This is a genomic window from Paraburkholderia sp. BR10872, from assembly GCF_040965835.1.
In the GTDB taxonomy this organism is placed as follows: domain Bacteria; phylum Pseudomonadota; class Gammaproteobacteria; order Burkholderiales; family Burkholderiaceae; genus Paraburkholderia; species Paraburkholderia nodosa_A.
The window spans coordinates 80721-98040 of the sequence record NZ_JBFRCN010000034.1 but is presented as its reverse complement, the minus strand read 5'-3'; the positions used below and the strand labels follow the sequence as shown (position 1 = coordinate 98040).

7 protein-coding genes and 1 pseudogene are annotated in these 17320 nt (G+C 58.5%); 3 read left to right on the top strand and 5 right to left on the bottom strand.

From position 1 onward, the window contains the following. Positions 1-400: 400 nt before the first annotated feature. From AB4Y43_RS24735 to AB4Y43_RS24725, 3 genes and pseudogenes are all read left to right on the top strand, one after another. On the top strand, positions 401-1765 hold the full coding sequence (locus AB4Y43_RS24735) for a tyrosine-type recombinase/integrase (protein ID WP_368728999.1): 1365 nt from the start codon (positions 401-403) through the stop codon (positions 1763-1765). 72 nt (positions 1766-1837) lie between these two features. Beyond that, positions 1838-3016: pseudogene (locus AB4Y43_RS24730) on the top strand (tyrosine-type recombinase/integrase); the annotation flags it as partial. 736 nt (positions 3017-3752) lie between these two features. Continuing rightward, positions 3753-5390 (top strand): hypothetical protein, encoded by a 1638-nt coding sequence (locus AB4Y43_RS24725; RefSeq protein ID WP_368728998.1) that lies wholly within the window; start codon positions 3753-3755, stop codon positions 5388-5390. A gap of 384 nt (positions 5391-5774) precedes the next feature. Here the strand turns inward: AB4Y43_RS24725 and drmC are convergent, their stop codons facing one another. The 5 genes from drmC to drmD form a co-directional block, all read right to left on the bottom strand. Then, the gene (gene drmC / locus AB4Y43_RS24720; protein WP_368728997.1) at positions 5775-6536 is read right to left on the bottom strand and encodes a DISARM system phospholipase D-like protein DrmC; all 762 of its coding nucleotides are present in this window, start codon (positions 6534-6536) and stop codon (positions 5775-5777) included. Position 6537: 1 nt separating this feature from the next. Continuing rightward, complete coding sequence (drmB, locus tag AB4Y43_RS24715) at positions 6538-8394, bottom strand: DrmB family protein (RefSeq protein ID WP_368728996.1); 1857 nt, start codon at positions 8392-8394, stop codon at positions 6538-6540. Positions 8395-8396: 2 nt separating this feature from the next. After that, positions 8397-12407, bottom strand: a complete 4011-nt coding sequence (gene drmA, locus AB4Y43_RS24710) for a DISARM system helicase DrmA (RefSeq protein ID WP_368728995.1) — start codon at positions 12405-12407, stop codon at positions 8397-8399. Positions 12408-12473: 66 nt separating this feature from the next. Then, entirely contained in the window at positions 12474-14186 is a 1713-nt protein-coding gene (locus tag AB4Y43_RS24705) for a hypothetical protein (RefSeq protein ID WP_368728994.1), read from the bottom strand. A gap of 5 nt (positions 14187-14191) precedes the next feature. After that, complete coding sequence (drmD, locus tag AB4Y43_RS24700) at positions 14192-17314, bottom strand: DISARM system SNF2-like helicase DrmD (RefSeq protein ID WP_368728993.1); 3123 nt, start codon at positions 17312-17314, stop codon at positions 14192-14194. Positions 17315-17320: the final 6 nt, after the last annotated feature.

Here is a 17320-nt window from a genome sequence, read left to right as displayed (position 1 = left end):
AACGCCGCTGAGTGCGTGCGTCGGGTTCGTTTCGTCATTTCCTCGGTTCCTTTGCCTGCATTATCGCTGGCTCAGGCCCCGGCCGTTCCACTTATCCCGCTGTCTGATTTTGCGCGGCCACCTCTCAGCGATTCAGATTTACCAAAGAAAAAGGGCCTAGCCATCGGCTGAGCTCTGTTGGGCGGAGGAGGATCGAACTCCCGACCTTCGCATTGCGAATGCGAACAAGTCGACATTGATTGAGGTGGATTAGCGCATACCGAAGTCATCAAATACATGAATTTAAACGAACTTATCTGATCTCACCTCTCATTCCTGTTGATCGAAATTCCTCCATTGGCGCATAATCCGGTTACATGGCGGTTACATGGAATCGCCGACTTATGGGTAAGGAGGTTGGGTGGCGAAGGTCAACTTCACTGCGGCTCGTGTAGAGGCGCATCGCTGCGAAGAGGGTAAGTCGCAGTCATTTCTTTGGGACAGTAAGACTCCCGGGCTCGGCTTGCGAGCCACGCCTAGCGGAGCCAAGGCTTACATCTATCAAGGGAAGATCCATGGCTCGACGGTCCGGATGACTATCGGCGATCCGCGGAGCTGGACGATCGACAAGGCGCAGGAGCGCGCTCGCAATCTCCAGACGCTTATCGACGGCGGAGTTGATCCGCGCGAGCGAGAGGCCGAGCAGAAGGCCGAACACGAAGCCCGTCAGGCCGCGAAGCGTCGTCAGGACGTGACTGTCGGCGAAGCATGGGAGCATTATCTAGAGCATCTGCGAACGAAGATCTCCCCCAAAACGAAAAAGCCGCGGTCCGAGCGATACATCATCGATCACATCAACCTTTCCTCACCTGGCGGCGGTATTGCGAAACGCGGCGGCAAAGAAAAGGTGCGCGGGCCATTGGCGCCGCTCATGCCGCGGAGGTTGACCGAGATCACGGCAACGTCGATGTCGGAGTGGCTCGAGTCTGAGATACCCCGGGGACCGACAAATGCCGGTCATGCCTTCGGTCTATTCAAGGCATTCATCCGATGGTGTGACAGTGACGAGGCATATGCCGGAATCATTCCGCACGACGCCTATTCGTCGCCGAAGGTCAAAGGCATTCTCCCCCGCAGCGCCGCGAAAGACGACTGCCTACAGCGGGAGCAGCTTTCTGTTTGGTTCAGCGCGGTACGTGGCATTGCGAATCCAGTCATCAGCGCATACCTGCAGGGCCTCCTGATCACAGGAGCCCGCCGGGAGGAACTAGCCGCATTGCGCTGGGACGATGTGGACTTCCGATGGAGGAGTCTTACGATGAACGACAAGGTGGAAGGGACAGGTGGTCGAACTATTCCGCTCACCCCATACTTAGCGAGCCTACTGCGTCACCTTCAGCGTCTCAACGAGATGCCCCCAAATAGACGCCAGGCCGCTCGGCTCTCAGAAAGGGGCGAACGATGGGAGCCTTCCGAGTGGGTGTTCGCCAGCAAAACCGCGGCGGACGGCAAGATAGCTGAGCCGCGTCATGCGCACAATCGAGCGTTGACTCCGACGGGTTTGCCTCACCTTTCCCTGCATGGCCTCCGCCGCTCCTTTGGCACGCTTTCGGAGTGGGTCGAGGTTCCGGTCGGTGTCGTCGCTCAAATCCAAGGGCATAAGCCGTCCGCGCTTGCTGAGAAGCACTATCGCCGCCGCCCTCTCGACCTGCTACGTGTATGGCACGACAAGATTGAGGCCTGGATGCTTGAGCAGGCACAGATTGAGTTCGGACTGTCAAAGTGATGGTCTGCGCACGAGCGCATCGGCTGAACACCGAACAAAGGGCAGGTGTTCAGCCATAAATCGAGGTCCATCATGCCTCTTACCGATCTGGAAGTTCGACGTGCAGCGCCACGGGAAAAAACATACCGGATCTATGATGGTCGCGGTATGTATCTTGAAGTTGCGCCCACAGGTGGAAAATACTGGCGCTTAAAGTATCGATTCAATGCTCGCGAAAAAAGACTTGCATTGGGTATTTATCCGGACGTAACGCTAGCTCACGCACGCAGGAAGCGGGACGAAGCACGGGCCATGCTGGCCGATGGAATCGATCCAAGCCAAGCCAAGAAGGAGAAAAAGCGCCTCGCCCAATTGAGCTCAGCAAATACATTCAAGGTCGTTGCGCTGGAGTGGTTTGAACGACAAGCGCCAGTATGGACCGGCAGCCACTCGGAAAAAATTATGGGGCGCCTCATGAAGGATGCGTTTCCCTTGCTGGGGCCGCGCCCAATAGCGGAGATCACTGCGCAAGAAGTTCTCGAAGTGTTGCGCCGCGCCGAATTGCGTGGCGCAAACGACACCGCACATCGGCTCCATCAGACTTGTGGGCAGATCTTCCGTTACGCAGTTGCAACAGGACGCGCGATGCGTGATGTGAGCGTTGATCTACGCGGTGCTTTGCGGCCCAATCAGCACACACATTTTGCAGCCTTTACGGACCCGGACAAGGTGGGTGAAATGTTACGAGCGCTAGACGGATTCTCCGGTACGTCCGTTGTCGGTTCTGCATTGCGGCTAGCGCCTCTGTTGTTCGTCCGCCCCGGAGAGCTGCGTCAGGCCGAATGGTCACAGTTTGATCTTGATCGTCGAGAATGGCGTTACATCGTATCGAAAACAAAAACTGAGCATCTCGTCCCACTTGCGAAGCAGGCCGTGGCTATCTTAAGAGAGCTGCATGTCCTTACCGGGAATTTGCGATATGTATTTCCTGGCCGAGATCGCAGGAAGCCGATGAGCGGAGCGGCGATAAACGCAGCATTACAACGGCTAGGATTTGATACGAAAACAGAAATCACTGGCCATGGGTTTCGCGCTATGGCGCGAACGATTCTTCATGAACGTCTTCACTTCCCAGCTGAAGTTATAGAGCACCAGCTTGCACATAGGGTGCCCGACATTCTCGGTTCAGCCTATAACCGCACCAGGTTCCTTGATGAGCGTGTGAAGATGATGCAAGCTTGGGCCGACTATCTGGATCGCCTGAAGTCCGGGACAGACACAGAAGCTGAAAACCTAAACGAGACCGCCCAAACGGCCACGACCGCTAAGCGGGACGACACCTGGTGCCTACTCAATGCTTTCATTGACCAATCTTTTCTGCCCGGATCGGTAGCGGGAAAAACCTCGCTCTCAATTTCCTACTTAGCTATTGCAAAGTTGCTGCGTCATTTAGCACGTGCGTTTGCCGTTGCCCATTACGCGGATCGCGTCAACGATCGCCTCAAAAGACCTTAGCGTGATCTGGGACACATATCGAAACCTCCGTGACACGCGCTTCATCGCACCGACTAACAGACGACAGTGGCCCTCACTTAGATCACTCGAGCAGCCATTCGACCTATTTCGCAACGCCCGCCTTTACTCTACGGACGACCTGAACGGGGCGTATAACACATTTGTCCGGCCAATCGGATCGCTACGATCTCGCGATGATGCGGCTTTCATGCAAGCGGCGGCTCAATTAGCGAAGGATATGGAAAGAATAGCCGGTAGCCACGTTCAATCCGATGAGGGCTCCCGGCGACGGTCCATCTGAACTGCACCAGCTACTGGAACGATTGACATCTTCTGAACAATTTTGCTTTCAGAGGACGAAGTCGAGGCAGCGAATGAAGATCCGCTCGCCTGGCGGGGTACGCCGGTGCAGAACTCCGGCTCAATCGCTGTCGTTGCAAAATCATTCCCAGTGACCGGTCATCCATTGCCGGCACCAGCCAGACAAGCTAGAGTGTTCCGCAAACTAAAACCAAAGACCAATTCGCTTTTCTGGCAAGCCATGTTCCGCTTTTACGTCAAGCAGATCGACACGCCACTATTCGGCGTAGTAGAAAATTCTAACCAATCGAACTGGCATTCGCACTTCTCAGCTGGCGCATCCACGATACCAGTGGAGCTGGACCACAGTGCCCTCGATATGATCGCTGAGGACTTGGAGCTTGATATCGAAGGTCTAGCCATCGATGCCCAACGCTATGCGCAAGGCCTATATCGATCAAAGGCGAGAGGTCTAACTGGCTCGCGACTCGGGGACCTAGGGGAAATCATTTCTTTTTTGACAAATGCGCACCAATACAAAACCATTACCCGCGTGGTCTCGTGGCGTGCGGGTGCCGGACAGACGGTCAAGGGATCTCGATTCCCCCAACCAGACTTCCTCGTCACAGACACGACAGGACTTGTGGCGGCGCTTGAGGTGAAGTCCACGGAGTTGTTCGATTTCGTTGATTGGCGGGACAACACAAAAAGCTGGAGGTTTTTGCAGCCTTGCTCGTCAGTAGCGGGATGCCGTGAGCAAGCCCTGCCACAACTAGGTTTTGTCGGCAATGTGCCAGCGACCCAGCGACACAACCTGGTGATCAAAGACGGCGCAATCGTCCCTTTCCCCGTGACCAAAGGCATCGCCAACGCAGTCTTGGCACTTGACGGACGAATGAATACCCTTCGCACCGACGCGAGATTCCGGACCCCACCCATATGCCGTTCGGAGAACCGCAGTTGCTGGGATTGTGTTCCCGAAGGTTGCCACTTCGTAATCGTGAAGATGCCGAATGCACCGGGCATGTTGTCCCTTGGCGGTCCTACCGAAAACAGTGAAGGCTGGATTCACGCTTACGCCCGATGGAGCAAAGCACTTTCATCTCAAAATCCTTACGCGGTGGAACGTGAGATAGGCAAGCTCGCCGGACACCTTGAGACGTGGCTGCGCCCTCAAGAAGTTGCTTACTCCGACGTGCTCAGCGAATTCTGGATGACATATCTGTGGGACTCGATGCGCGGTCGGGGGCTAGAGACAGCCTTGCCGCAATCGCTCGTCCCCCCGGAAAGAGAGGCCCTGATCACGGGTTCCGCCACTTCACGTTTGACAGGACCTGTTGTATCGACGTCAACGTTCGAAAAGATCAAAGACCTGCTCAGCCGAAAGCAATCCCAATCTCCATTCGTGGTCTGCGCCGCGCTCACAGGTACGAACCCAGGCAAAGGCACGGTTACCGTCAAGCGCAACCGAGATACCGTCGAATTTTGCTATATGCCGCCGGAGTGGTGGACTGACAGGCCTGTGCAGTCGCGCGAAGAGGCAAAAATCATCGCGGAGCAGTTGCTTTCATCGACGCTGCAGCTATTGAACTGGCATGGACAGCAAAACTACCGGGCGTATCTAAAGGAGATAACCGTCAAGGTTGGTGAGAGAAGCACGCACTTGGGCTGGGATTGGCACCCGGTTCCAGCCGGCGTACCGTGGGAATCAAGACCCTGGTACGCTGGTCCCCATTGGTTAAGGGCACTTCCGTTGGGACTATCAGGTGTTCGATTGAAGGTGCGGCCAGACGGGCGCGCCACACTGAGCATTCCGTCCACGTTGATCTGACAGAGATGCTGGCTAGGATGACCCCAATGAGGCGGCGTTGCGCTCACGGCGACCATGTACACTTCGATGAAAGCGCAATGTATCAATGTATGCGACAGCACGCCCCTCAACTCCGCCCTCGGATAAACCAGCTGCTAGAGCATCGGCTCCCTTTGAGGTAGTGCGTGGCTTGGATCCCAGCCGCGTCCGGCTAAAGGCGTCCTGCTTTGTTTAATCGTCGCCCGTCTTATCCGTCATTCGGGAGGGTGACGATGGGGTGCGCCCGCACCGCCATCGCGACTCTCTCACAGGCGGAATTTATGCCCAAATAGACCAATCAACTGACAATCGTCAGCCTACAGAGGGGAAAAGCAATCTACTTTGCAAACGCAGCGCGTTCGACGCTCAAATCACGGACACAACTCTCGTATCGACCAGCGCCTCCAAATGCTCGTGAAGCAGCTTTGGAATCGTGCCACCTGAAATCAGAACCCCGGCTTCCATGTTTCGCTCCATTGCATGCCCCGTCAGATTGGCGCTGGTAATAAAACAAACGTTACCGTCAGCGACGGCGACCTTGGAGTGAACCCGTCCATCGGCAAACGGGGCAGCACGCTCCACCCACGCATAGAGCGTCACGGAAGGTAGCAACTTTCTCATCTTGCCGATCGCGTCGAACGAGATGCTGCCTCCATGATCCAAAGACGATTCAAGCAGCATCGAGATACTCGCGCCGCGCACGCTTGCGTCGTTCAACGCCTGTACGATGGTCGAGACGTGGTAGGCCACGAAGCTGGTGATGAACAAAGTCTGCGTTGCCGCGCCGATGACTTGTAGCAGCGCTTGCTCTGTTCGACGGGCGGAGACGAACGGTGTCGTCGGCCCCGTCCACACGAGTTCGGTAGACTGCTGCTTCGACGCGCTATCGAATGCGTGACCGGCGGCCAGCAACATTGAGGCCAACTCGCCGGGTTCGACGGACGTGGCCTGCCATGCAACAATGAGCCGATCAATGACGGCTTTGGCCGTGGCCGTGCCGACGACATCCGACAGCGAGACGCTCGCCTTCGCGTCCTTGCCCCTCCGAAGTCTAGCCGCTAGCGCGCGAACCTTCTCCGGTGAAACCAGACCCACCACGGCCGTGACGGCTTCCAGCAGGCTTTCCATGTCACAGTCCCGCGAAGAACGCAGCATTCGCACGTTCGAGTGTCTGCACTAGCAACGATCGGTCGAGGTACCGATTGCCTCGTTCACAGGAGGTTTCGGCAACCAGGCTACATGCATGGCACGCGGCGGCGTGCAGCGATCGATCTTTGCTTGGATCATGCTCCGAGCAGAGAGGATCCGACGAGCAGACCTTCGATCGATTCAGCGCCTGCCGAAGCAGCCGACCGAGGTTTTCCGGTTTGCCGAGATCGACGAGACCGCCCAAGGTCCCATCGGAGTCGGCGGCCGCCGTGTAAATGAGGATACCTGCCTGGGGATTTCCCCCCGACACGTCAGCGTAGATCCGTTCGCGGATGCTCGCCGCGTTGTAGCCACATTCTAGTGCCAGTTCACGGATAAGGAGGTGCGAGAGTGTGTGAAGCATGGCGTAGCGGATACCCGGGTAGCCACCTTCGCTGGGTTCTAGGCCGCGCGAATTGCGCCACCCGCGGTGACCGCCTTGAAGCATTCGATCCACACTGCCAACGCCATCGAACCCCGCCCACCTTTGAAGCTCCTCTTCGTCGAACTGGATGAAGATGCCCTCGCCGTGAACCTGATTCGCGGGAACCCATTCTGGGTTGCGCCGAGCAAGGCCCGCCATCTGCGGGCGCCCGTTCCGATCACTCGCTTCCTCAGGCGCTTCCACGCGGGTGAAACCCAATAAAGCATTGACCTCACGCAGCCTCTCAAGCAGCAGAACTCTGCCGATGTGCTTTTCGAAGCCAGCGGGCGTAGCGACCTTCTTACTCATGAAGTATGGGTAGTCTGCAGGCGGGTTGGCCGCCGTTAGCACTTCCCACTCCGGCCCCTTGATGTCGGAGTCGCCAACAGTGTCTTGCTCGCCCTTGCGATGGGCGTCAATGGCCGACCAGACTTCCGACGCTGGGTACTTGTCGATCCCCGGCAACGCGCCAGTCTTCTTCAGCGTCTTCACCGTCACGGCGACGGCCATCTCAGAATCCAGATCTTCAAAGTACTCCCAGCCGTCCAAAATTAATTGGTCGAGCGGGTTTTTGGCCTCGGGGATAGCGAGAGCAGACAACGTAATCGGAAACCAGCTATTTGTCGAACCAAGCAGAACCGCGCGAGCGTCCTCGTCGCACTCGTCGTCAAAATGATCAAGGTGCGGATGCCTGCCTCGACAGCTCGGCAAGTTTTCCTTCCCCGCCTTGCCAAAGGCGTGTGCCATGCTGCGCGATGCGCCGCAAGCATCGCACTTCACCCACAGGTTCTCAGTCTGCAACGATGCTCCGCTCTCGAAGAAACGCAGCATTCCCTTGCACGGGCTGTTGCCGCCGTGGACGAAGTAGCGCCAAGGGAAGTCGTCGAGATGGCCGTCGCGGCAGGCCAAGAGGAAACGCGCCGGAACAGCATCGGCATCCTTCGCAGGCTGGTCGCCCTTGGAACCTCGACATCCCTTGTGAACGAAACGGGTTCGCTCGGGGCGGTACCGGTTTTCCTTAATTTCGAACAACCCGGCGTCAAAGGGCGAAAGCAGACCGCACTTCACGCAGCGCATCCAGCGCGGAAAGGGTCGGACGGGGACACCAATGTTCGCCTCCGCCGACCACACATCGGCGAGCTCGTTCTTCTGGAAAGGCGCTACGCGCAGGTTCTCTACCTGCGGCCCGAGAACTTTGCGGACAGCAGCGAGCAGGCGCGGCTCTGGAATGGGTTGGCAACGATCTTTCTCCCACTGGTCGATGCCCAGCGTCACAACCGAAAGGCTCGGCAGATCAATCAATGCGCCCGGCCCGTATGTCCAGAGCAGTTGGCTGGGACGAATTTCCCCGACGGGTGTTCGATTGTTGGTCATGCTCAGTCCTCGTCCTTCGGCACCGGACGGGGCTTCCACCCGTGATCGTCCGAAATATGCCCCGTGTTCATGATCAGGCGCACGCCCGGCTCCACCTCGCGCATCGACATCGGAACCGTCCAGTTGCTCCAGGTTTTCGTTCCCGGCGCCTCGATCAAACCTTTTATCGTCGCTGCCTGTGCCCCGCGCTTCTCGTAGGCTAATGTACGGCCGGGAACGCTAACCTCCTTCGCCCATTCGTCCGCACGTTCCTTCAATTCACGCTCAGCCAGATTCTTGATGGTGTGCGTCTCGCTGACATTCCAAGCCCGCCTCACAAGCACGTTCATGGCTTCGGTAATCTCGGGCTTGTCAGACTTGTCCAGCTCGCTCGCGCCTATGTTCGGGCTGAAGGCATCGTTCTCCAGACGCATCAAGCTCAGGAGCGCGCCGGTCAGACCACGATCCATGGCGCGAGGCGAAAATGGCGTCACCGATTGTGCTTCCACGTGCTTGTAAAACGTCGCGTGGTAATGCTCAAAGGTTTCGTAATGAGAGAGGTCTCGCGGCCGCGCCCATGTGAGCACGGTGCAGACCAAGCCGGGAAAGGAGCGGCCCACGCGACTGGTGGCCTGGATGTATTCCGCCGTGCCTTTGGGCTGACCATTCACCGCCATCAGGCCCAGGCGATTCACGTCCACGCCGACCGATAGCATGTTGGTCGCGAGCACCACGTCGATCGCGCGGGGATCACCCTCATTCCACTTCGTAACGTATTGCCCACTCTCCGTATCGAACGCAGCCTTGAACTTGACCTCCAGATCGTCAAGGTATTTCGGGATATCCTGACTGGAAACGCGTGACGTCAGCTCACGAATGTTGTTGACACTACGCTGCGCGAGCGCGGGACGCTTGACCATGCTCATCTGCACGCGGTAGGAACGCGTCTGTACGTCATCCTCGGCCAAACGCCGCATACCGCCCAGTTCGCGTAGCGAGTTGAAGTAGCCGACCATCGTCATGTACGGGTCGGCTGCTTCACCGAAACGATCGAACAGGGCTTGGGCTGCTGTGAGGAAGGCTGTATAGACGCGGATAAGCATTGCAGGCCGCGAGCTGCCGGGGGAGCACACTCCGAGATAGAGTCGTCCGGGCCGCTCTTCGATTGAGCGCTGCACCGAGAAGTAGTTGTCCTCCACGTCCAGGCCGTGCGGCGGGAACACAGACACGCGTCGCATGAATACGTTGTTCACTTGCTCCTTGGCTTTGCGCACCGTAGCCGTGGACGCAACGATCTTCGGCTTGACTGTTTTGCCGTCGAATTTCCAAGCGCACAGTTCATCGACGGCGGATTCGTACAAACCGACCATCGTACCCAGCGGGCCGCTAATGAGGTGGAACTCGTCTTGGATGATCAGATCGGGCGGCCGAATCGCTGCGACGTTCTTGACCCTGACTGCAGACAGCCCTTTCGCGGCCTGATGATTACCATTGCAGCAGTCTGCTTCGTGCCAGAGCAGACCATGGCGCTCGCATTCCTGGCTGACGCGACCAAACAACGTGCGTACCTGACCACGCCACGCCATCATGGCGAACTTGTCCACGGTAGCGATCATCATCGTCGGAGGGCGGTGATAGATCTCTTCGTCCACCGTCAGCACCGGGATGCCTGGGTGCGGTAGATTACTCGATCTACCACGAGAAAATACACAGCTACTCTTCTTATCGCCACAATAAACCACAGTCCGACCGCGTTCCCTATCAACAACGACATCTTTCCCGGGATCGATAGAAGACCCGCACCAAGGACAACTCGTGAGCTGAAGAGGTGAAGTTCGACCCGCCTTGTTCTTACTCGGATCGCGAAGAGTTTGAATGGCGTAGTGACTTTCATCCGTCGTTCCTGGCGTCACCTTGTTGCCCACCCACAGTCCGATGGTGAAAGGTTCCTTGCCAAGCGATTCGTCGCCTTGCATAAGAGCGTCGCGCCGGAGCTTTTCCATCGCGCAGATCAACGCGGTGGCCCTCTGGAACTGCTGCAAGGTCAGCAGACGTAGCGTATAGCGCATGATCACGGCCAACCCGCGCGAACTGTCGTAGCCGCCGAGCCTGCCTTGCATGCGACGGATCGCCATGGTGAACGCCGCCACGCCCAGATAGGCTTCGGTCTTGCCACCGCCGGTCGGGAACCACAATAGATCGGCATGGGATTCCATGGGCTGCACACGATCCGGATGCGTGGGGTCGGCCAGCGACGGGATCGAAAGAAGCAGAAATGCCAACTGAAACGGTCGCCACTCCGGCCGTTCGAACTGATCGACTGTCACGTCCCGGCCTCGTCGGACTTCAAGCGCATACTGGCTGCGCACGCGCTGGATCGCCATAGCCCGGTTGGCGAAACGGAAGGCCGCTAAGGCGTTCTCGTCGCTCGTTAGGGTGTCGATGCCCTGCTGCAAGCGAGACTGAATTTCCTGACACCGATCCAGCGCCTGACCGGCCTGCGAGTCATAGCCGACAACGTCCGCGCCGATGCGAGCGCGTTGCAGAGCAATCCACGAGGCGTAATCCTTAGTCAGCATATTCAGGGCGTCGACCAGCTCTGCGACTCCGAGCGCGGCGAGGCGCTGCATGTCGAGTAGGCCGCTTGTGACCATCTCCTTCATCGCGGGGCGATCCGCTGGGTCTCGGCCCGGTGTCTCTGTGACTTGCACTTCGTACTGCGGGAGGACACTGGTCCGCACCTCGGTGGCCAACATCACGCCGTCAGACTCAGACGTCACGGCGTGTACGGCGACGCCATGCCCAACTGCGAACTCCACTCGGTTGCGGTAGATCATCTCCAGTGACAACCGCTCTCTGAGATCGTCCGTTTCGGTAGAGTCTGCTGACTCTGGCAGAAGCACCGGGCGGCGGCGGAAGATGGCGCGATTAGAGACATTGGCTTCCGCCCGAACGATCAGCTCCGGCTGAAACAGCCATGCCGTGTCGCGGTTGGTCTTCGGCTCTTCCTGTGCGTTGATCAGGAACAGCGTCACCAAGCGGTCTCCGTTGGCGTTCCTAGCGCGGATAGAACCCTGTACCCGCACCGCCGGACGACTCACGTCCGGTGCCTGATGTGGAATCACGCCTTCGATCAGCGGCAGCACCACCTTGCCGCCGCAGGGTACACGCTGCCAGACCTTGGCCTTCTGCCCATTGGGCCGCGTCAGCTCGTGCTCCTCGTTTGAAACGCGCTCATAGCTGCCCCAGCGCGCCTCGACCTCAATGCGCTCGGCATCGCCATCAACGCAAAAGGTCATACCGAAACTACTCGGCACCAGAGACTGATTGCTGGATGCGTCGATTTCGTCTGGAGGCTCGGCTTCGGAGGCGCCCTTCGGAACCGGTACGTCGCCCCCCTCCGGTTGCGCTTTGACGATCAAATCGTCGGCATCGTCCTCGACCTCATCAGGATCAACAGGAAACTCTTGGCCACGCTCGGCTGCTTCACGTGGTGCCAGCTTGCCGACCAGGTAGCGATCGCGCACGCCCATATCCACGATGAGCTCGTGTGGCCCCCCCGCCGGGCCGAGCAGGTCGTCTATCGCGGCCAGTTGTAGCAATTCACGGATGTAAGCAGGATTCTTGATCGGCGACACACCATCAATGGTCTGGTGCAATGCCGCGAACAAGGCTGCGACAAAATCTTGCCACTGGATGCGGCCGACATTCCCTGACGACGGCGGAGCCAGCGACAAGGTACCGATCGGCATGGGCGCATCGATGTTGGAAACTCGGTCGAAGTACAGCGTGGTCGTCTCGAGATCGGAGCGAATCCGCAACACACGTCCGACGCGGACGAGTTCCTCGGCCGCATTCAATACGAGGACCCAATCGTCCTCGGCAATGGCTTGATACTGAGAGCGAATTCCATTCAATTTCAAGGTATAGCGCGCGTTCCTGCTATCGGCACCGAGGCCGTGATCGATAGCGATCCAAGCATTGGGCTGCTTGTCGGCCGCTACATTCGATTCGTTCTTGTCATTTTCTTTCATCAGTCTCACCTCGTCGGCAGGCGCTTGAGTCGATATTGCTTTCGGTTCAAGCTGCTTTTCGTCGTTTCACCGGTCGCCATAGATTTCGCTATGATCGACGCGCTCCTTCGCTATCTGGAAAATGGGTTCGATATCGCGATGCGGGACTACGCGAGCGATATTCTCGGCATCATGGGTCAGCCCGATCGCGACGGAGAGTCTGCCCCCGATGTCGACGCCGAAGTGTGGGATCTTTGCGCCGAGCGGATCCAGTTCAATGAACCGAAAGCGGCTCGACGCACCGAGCCGTCGCCGAAGATCAATCTGTACCGCTTCAATGGCCCGGCGATAGAGTTCACAACCGGAACCACCGCCCGTGACGAATATCGGCAACCCTTCGCACCATGCCTTGCTTTGCGGGTCTCCTCGCGAATTGGTTCGGGTTCCGTCGATCACTCCGACGATGCAGCGTGCGACTCGATTCACGAAGTCCGAGTCGATCACATCGACCTCGCTCTGACATTTGCGGTGTCGTTTCGCGAAGCCATCGGCTGGCTCAACCGGCGACGCATCGTCCCATTTCAAATCAAGGTCGAGTAGGAAATGGCGGTTGTAAGAGAGGTAATGGGTTCCGAGTGGGCGTACGGCCGAAAAGAAGATCGGAATTCTCGGAGATAAGTCGAGATCGGTAGGCATGACGATGTTGAATGTCGCCACGTCGAGCGTGGCCGCACCAATGTCGATCAGAGCGTGCAATCCTCCAGTCACCTGGGGCGATTCGAGGTAACCGGCAATCTGCGCTACAAACTCCGGTACGACACTCGGTTCCGTCTCCAAGCCGCTGCCCGCTTCGTCAGTCCTCCACGCGACAGCGATGTCGGACTCGCGGAGATTGTCCCCGGCCGCCAATCGCCATGCAGTCCGCGCGATGCGCCTGAGCACCCGGACGACTTCCGGTTTCTCGTGCGGCTCGGTGGGGCAACCAATGTTCAACTCCCAACGAAGCGACCGCGACATGAGTTTTCGCCCAACCTCTGCGTGCCGATAGAGGAATGCCCTAGCGTAACGAATGACCAAGGCGAGGTAGGCCAAGGTGGCCGTCGGACACTCGTCTGAGCTGCCCAATTCGATGACCGAGAGCTTGAGATTTCCCCGGACATCGGTTTCGGCGAGTCGCCGCCAACAGTACTCGCCATCCGGTGCGACAGCGACGAAACCGGGTATCAAATAACGCCCCGCCGGCGAATCGTCACCTGTGACTGCGAACCAATCTACAGGAACCAGATCGACGCCCGCACGAATCGCAACTTTCGTGAAGGCGGATCCGAAATCGACCCCGATTCTGACGACCATGGGTGCAGCTTTCCCGTCTTGTCGATCAGCATGCTGCAATGACCTGCCGGCTTCGCCCCAGCCAGGCATGACAAGTGTGCGCCCCCCATCGATGCGCGGTCGGAAGACGGGTGGCGTCGCGGCCCTGTTCGAAGGTGCCGGCGGCTGGTCGGAAGGCGACCTGATGACGCTTGGAGTGGTGGATTGCCGAACGGTATTCCGGATAGTCGACGCGCCCTTATCGTGGACACCGGTCTGTCGATCAGCAACCATCGGGGGAATCGGAGCGGTGTGGGAATTCCCCTTCGATTCGCCATCTCTCTTCGATATCGAACGTTCGTCGGCCAACCAGGACTTCGGTGGATCGAAGTCGACCTTGGCCGCCTTTTCACCTCGTTTCTCTCCTGGTACGTCTTCGTCACGCAACGCACGTTTGACATCCTTCAGTTGTTCTTTCCACGTCTTCACGGCCGTCACCCCTCCCGCAGCACGTCCACGAGCAACACGCAGATCTCTCGCGTTTCTGCCGAAAAGGACTGGCTCTTCCTGGCCAGCGTCGCCCGACGAGTTTCCATCCTCGCCAAGAAGTCCTCCAGCTTCTTACGCTCCGCGTTCGCCAGACCCTTGCGTCGTTTGCCGTCCGGGCTGTTCCCGTACAGTGAAGCGAAAGTCTCGTGGCTGGCGATCCGCTTCTCGAATCCCTCGCGCTTCTTGCGAACGTGGTCGTCCAACAGATGCGAGAGCACGTCGGCGCGGTCTCGATTCTCGCGCCATTTTTCGTCCTTGAGTGCTTTGTAAGAGTCCCTAAGAATCTCCTCGCATCGCTCCGCGGCTGCGACCCCTGCTTCCGGAGCGACATCGACCTCCACCGTCGGCCAGTCGACGCCCGATTGCCGGACCATGTCGAGCAGGGTTTCCGCCTGTCGATCGTCGAGGGGAGAATCCTGATCGAGAGATGCAGCGGCGGCGAGGAGGTGTTCCTCCTCCTTTACGCCTGAAAAGCTCGCCAATCGGGTCATCAGAGCGTATCGGCCCGCCGCGACGCTACTGGTAACGACTCTGGATGCATACAGCGGAAAGCGATCCTCCTCGTCTTCGGTCTTACGCGAAAGGAAGCGAACGATCGGATGAAAGCGATGGACTATCTCCTCTCCGGGTTTAGGCCTTTCGGTGATCCTGTCGGTGAAGCGGCAACGCCTCGTCTGGCCGGTGCCCAGACCGGTCTTCCCGACCAGATTCTCCCTCCTGACGAATTCGTCCAACTCCGCCGCCACTCGGGGACTCAGACTGATGTCGAAGGTGTCCGATTCGCCACGTGCCGCGACGAACCGGCACCCTGAAACGTTCCGGAGATGTCCATCGACATATCGAATCAAGTCGTGACGGGTGACGACCTTTCCCTCGCCCCGCGCCGCCTCGATTTGCGCAAGCAACTGCTGGCCGTGAGCCACCAGCTGGATCGCCTCTCGCTCCAGCTCCTCTTGCTTACGCTTGGCGTTCTCAATCGCAAGCGCCACCTCCTCGATCAGGCGCGCTTCTTCCCCGGCGGTCAAATACCTGGACAACAGGACATCCTCGAGCCGTCTGACTTGGCCAAGAATCTCTTCCGTTGCTCCCAGGGCGCTCTCGAATACCCCGATGCGCTTCGCCAGCCTCGCGAGGATGAGCGCGTCGATCGTATCCTTGTGGACGAAGTTCCACACCAGGATGCGCTTGGATCGTTGCCCGATGCGGTCGATGCGCCCGATCCGCTGCTCTATGCGCATCGGATTCCACGGCAGGTCGTAATTGACTACGAGACGACAGAACTGCAGGTCAACGCCTTCCGCCGCGACGTCCGTGCACACCAAAATACGGCAGCTGCGGTCGTCGCGAAAGGCTGAGACCACTGCCTCCTTGTCGAACTCCGCACCGCCCATCAGCAACCCGGCTTCCACGTTCTCGGCGGATAGACGATCGACCAGATAGCGTGCGGTACCACGATAGGTGGTAAACACGATGGCCTTCGCCTCGCGATCCTCGGAGAGAAATCGCTTCATTGCGAAAGCGAATTCTGAGAACTTCGAATCGTTCCGAATCAGTTCGCCGAGGTCGAACTCACGCAACGTCCGCCTCGCCAGCCAATGCTTTAGGCCGGACGACTTTTCGCGCAGCACTTCCTCGTCTTCGTCCGTCTCATCCATCGCCACCGCCAGCGCGTCGGCGTCAAGCCCGCCGTCACGCCAGGTCCGAAGCAAAGCCGCAGGGCTCGACGCGACCATCCGCTGTGGTGTGGACAGCAAGAAGCCGTGCTCGATGCCGTTGGCTAGCGCATACTCGCGCGTGCCCTCGGTGATCGCCCGATAGAGTTCCCGCTCCACAGGTGACATCTCAGCCTCGAACACGGTCGGGTCGCGAAACACCCGCTCTGACTGCACCTCCCGCTTGCGCGTGCGGCTGACGATGTGCGCAAGCAGGTTAAGTCTCTCAAGCTTGGCTGCAATATCGATACGCCTCTCATTTGTCCATTCCTCGACCGCCTCCACCTCCTTGATCAGGCGATCGACACGCTCGGATTTCTCGAACCATCGCGACGATTTTATCTCGCGAATCGCCTCCAAGATTTGGTCGGCATCGCTCTTTGGATCGCGCACTGCGTCGCTCGCGGCGATTACCGGACGGTTGGCTAAAACGACGTTGCGGAAGTCCTCCGGATACTCGAAATGATCCGGATCAAGGAGGCGCAACACGTTGAACAGATCGTCCGAGCCGAGGTTGATTGGCGTGGCCGAAAGCATCAATTGATGCGTACTGACATCCCTCAACAGGCTGCCGGTTCGCCACGCGCCAGTTTCTTCGTTGCGCATGTAGTGCGCTTCGTCGAAGATAACCAGATCAAGCAGGGGCTCCCGATCGGCATTGCGATAAAGGAGGTCGGCAAGACGGGCCCGAACCGAACGCCTGGGCGTGTCGCTCTCAGAGGGATCCCACCCGCTCGGTACACGGATGCCCTGATAGCTGACGATCCATGCCCGTTCCCGGTTCTCGCCCGAATCGGCCTCCTGCAGGAACTCCGCAGCGTCGACGACACGGGCGTCGAGACCGAATCGGGACGAAAGCTCCGCACGCCACTTTTCCCGAAGCATCGCTGGACAAACCACGAGCAGCCGCCGCATGTCGTATCGGGCGCGCAGTTCGGTCCAGATCAGCCCCGCCTCGATCGTCTTGCCCAAGCCGACTTCGTCGGCGATCAGCAGCCCGTTGACCGGAGAATCCAGTAGGGTTAATAGCGGTTTGTACTGGTGCGGGTAGAAGTCGGTCTGAGTGAGCCCCATAGCGTAGACGACGTTTGCCAACCGTCCCGCAAGGTGGACGTGGGTCAGCAAACTCCGCAAGTCGTCTACCCGCCCGTAGCGTCCTTCGCGGATTAGCTCCAGAGGGTCGTCACCGCCCGCATCGGCCGCAACCAGCTCCTCCTCGTAGTGCCAGTCCAGCCGGCCGTTCCAGTTCACGCGATATTGCTGGCCAGATGCGCGCGGCCGAATTTGATCAGTGACCGTGCCGATCTTGGCAGGATCGTCGATGTGGCGAACGAGTTGTCCTGGATTCCATGGCATGTCGGC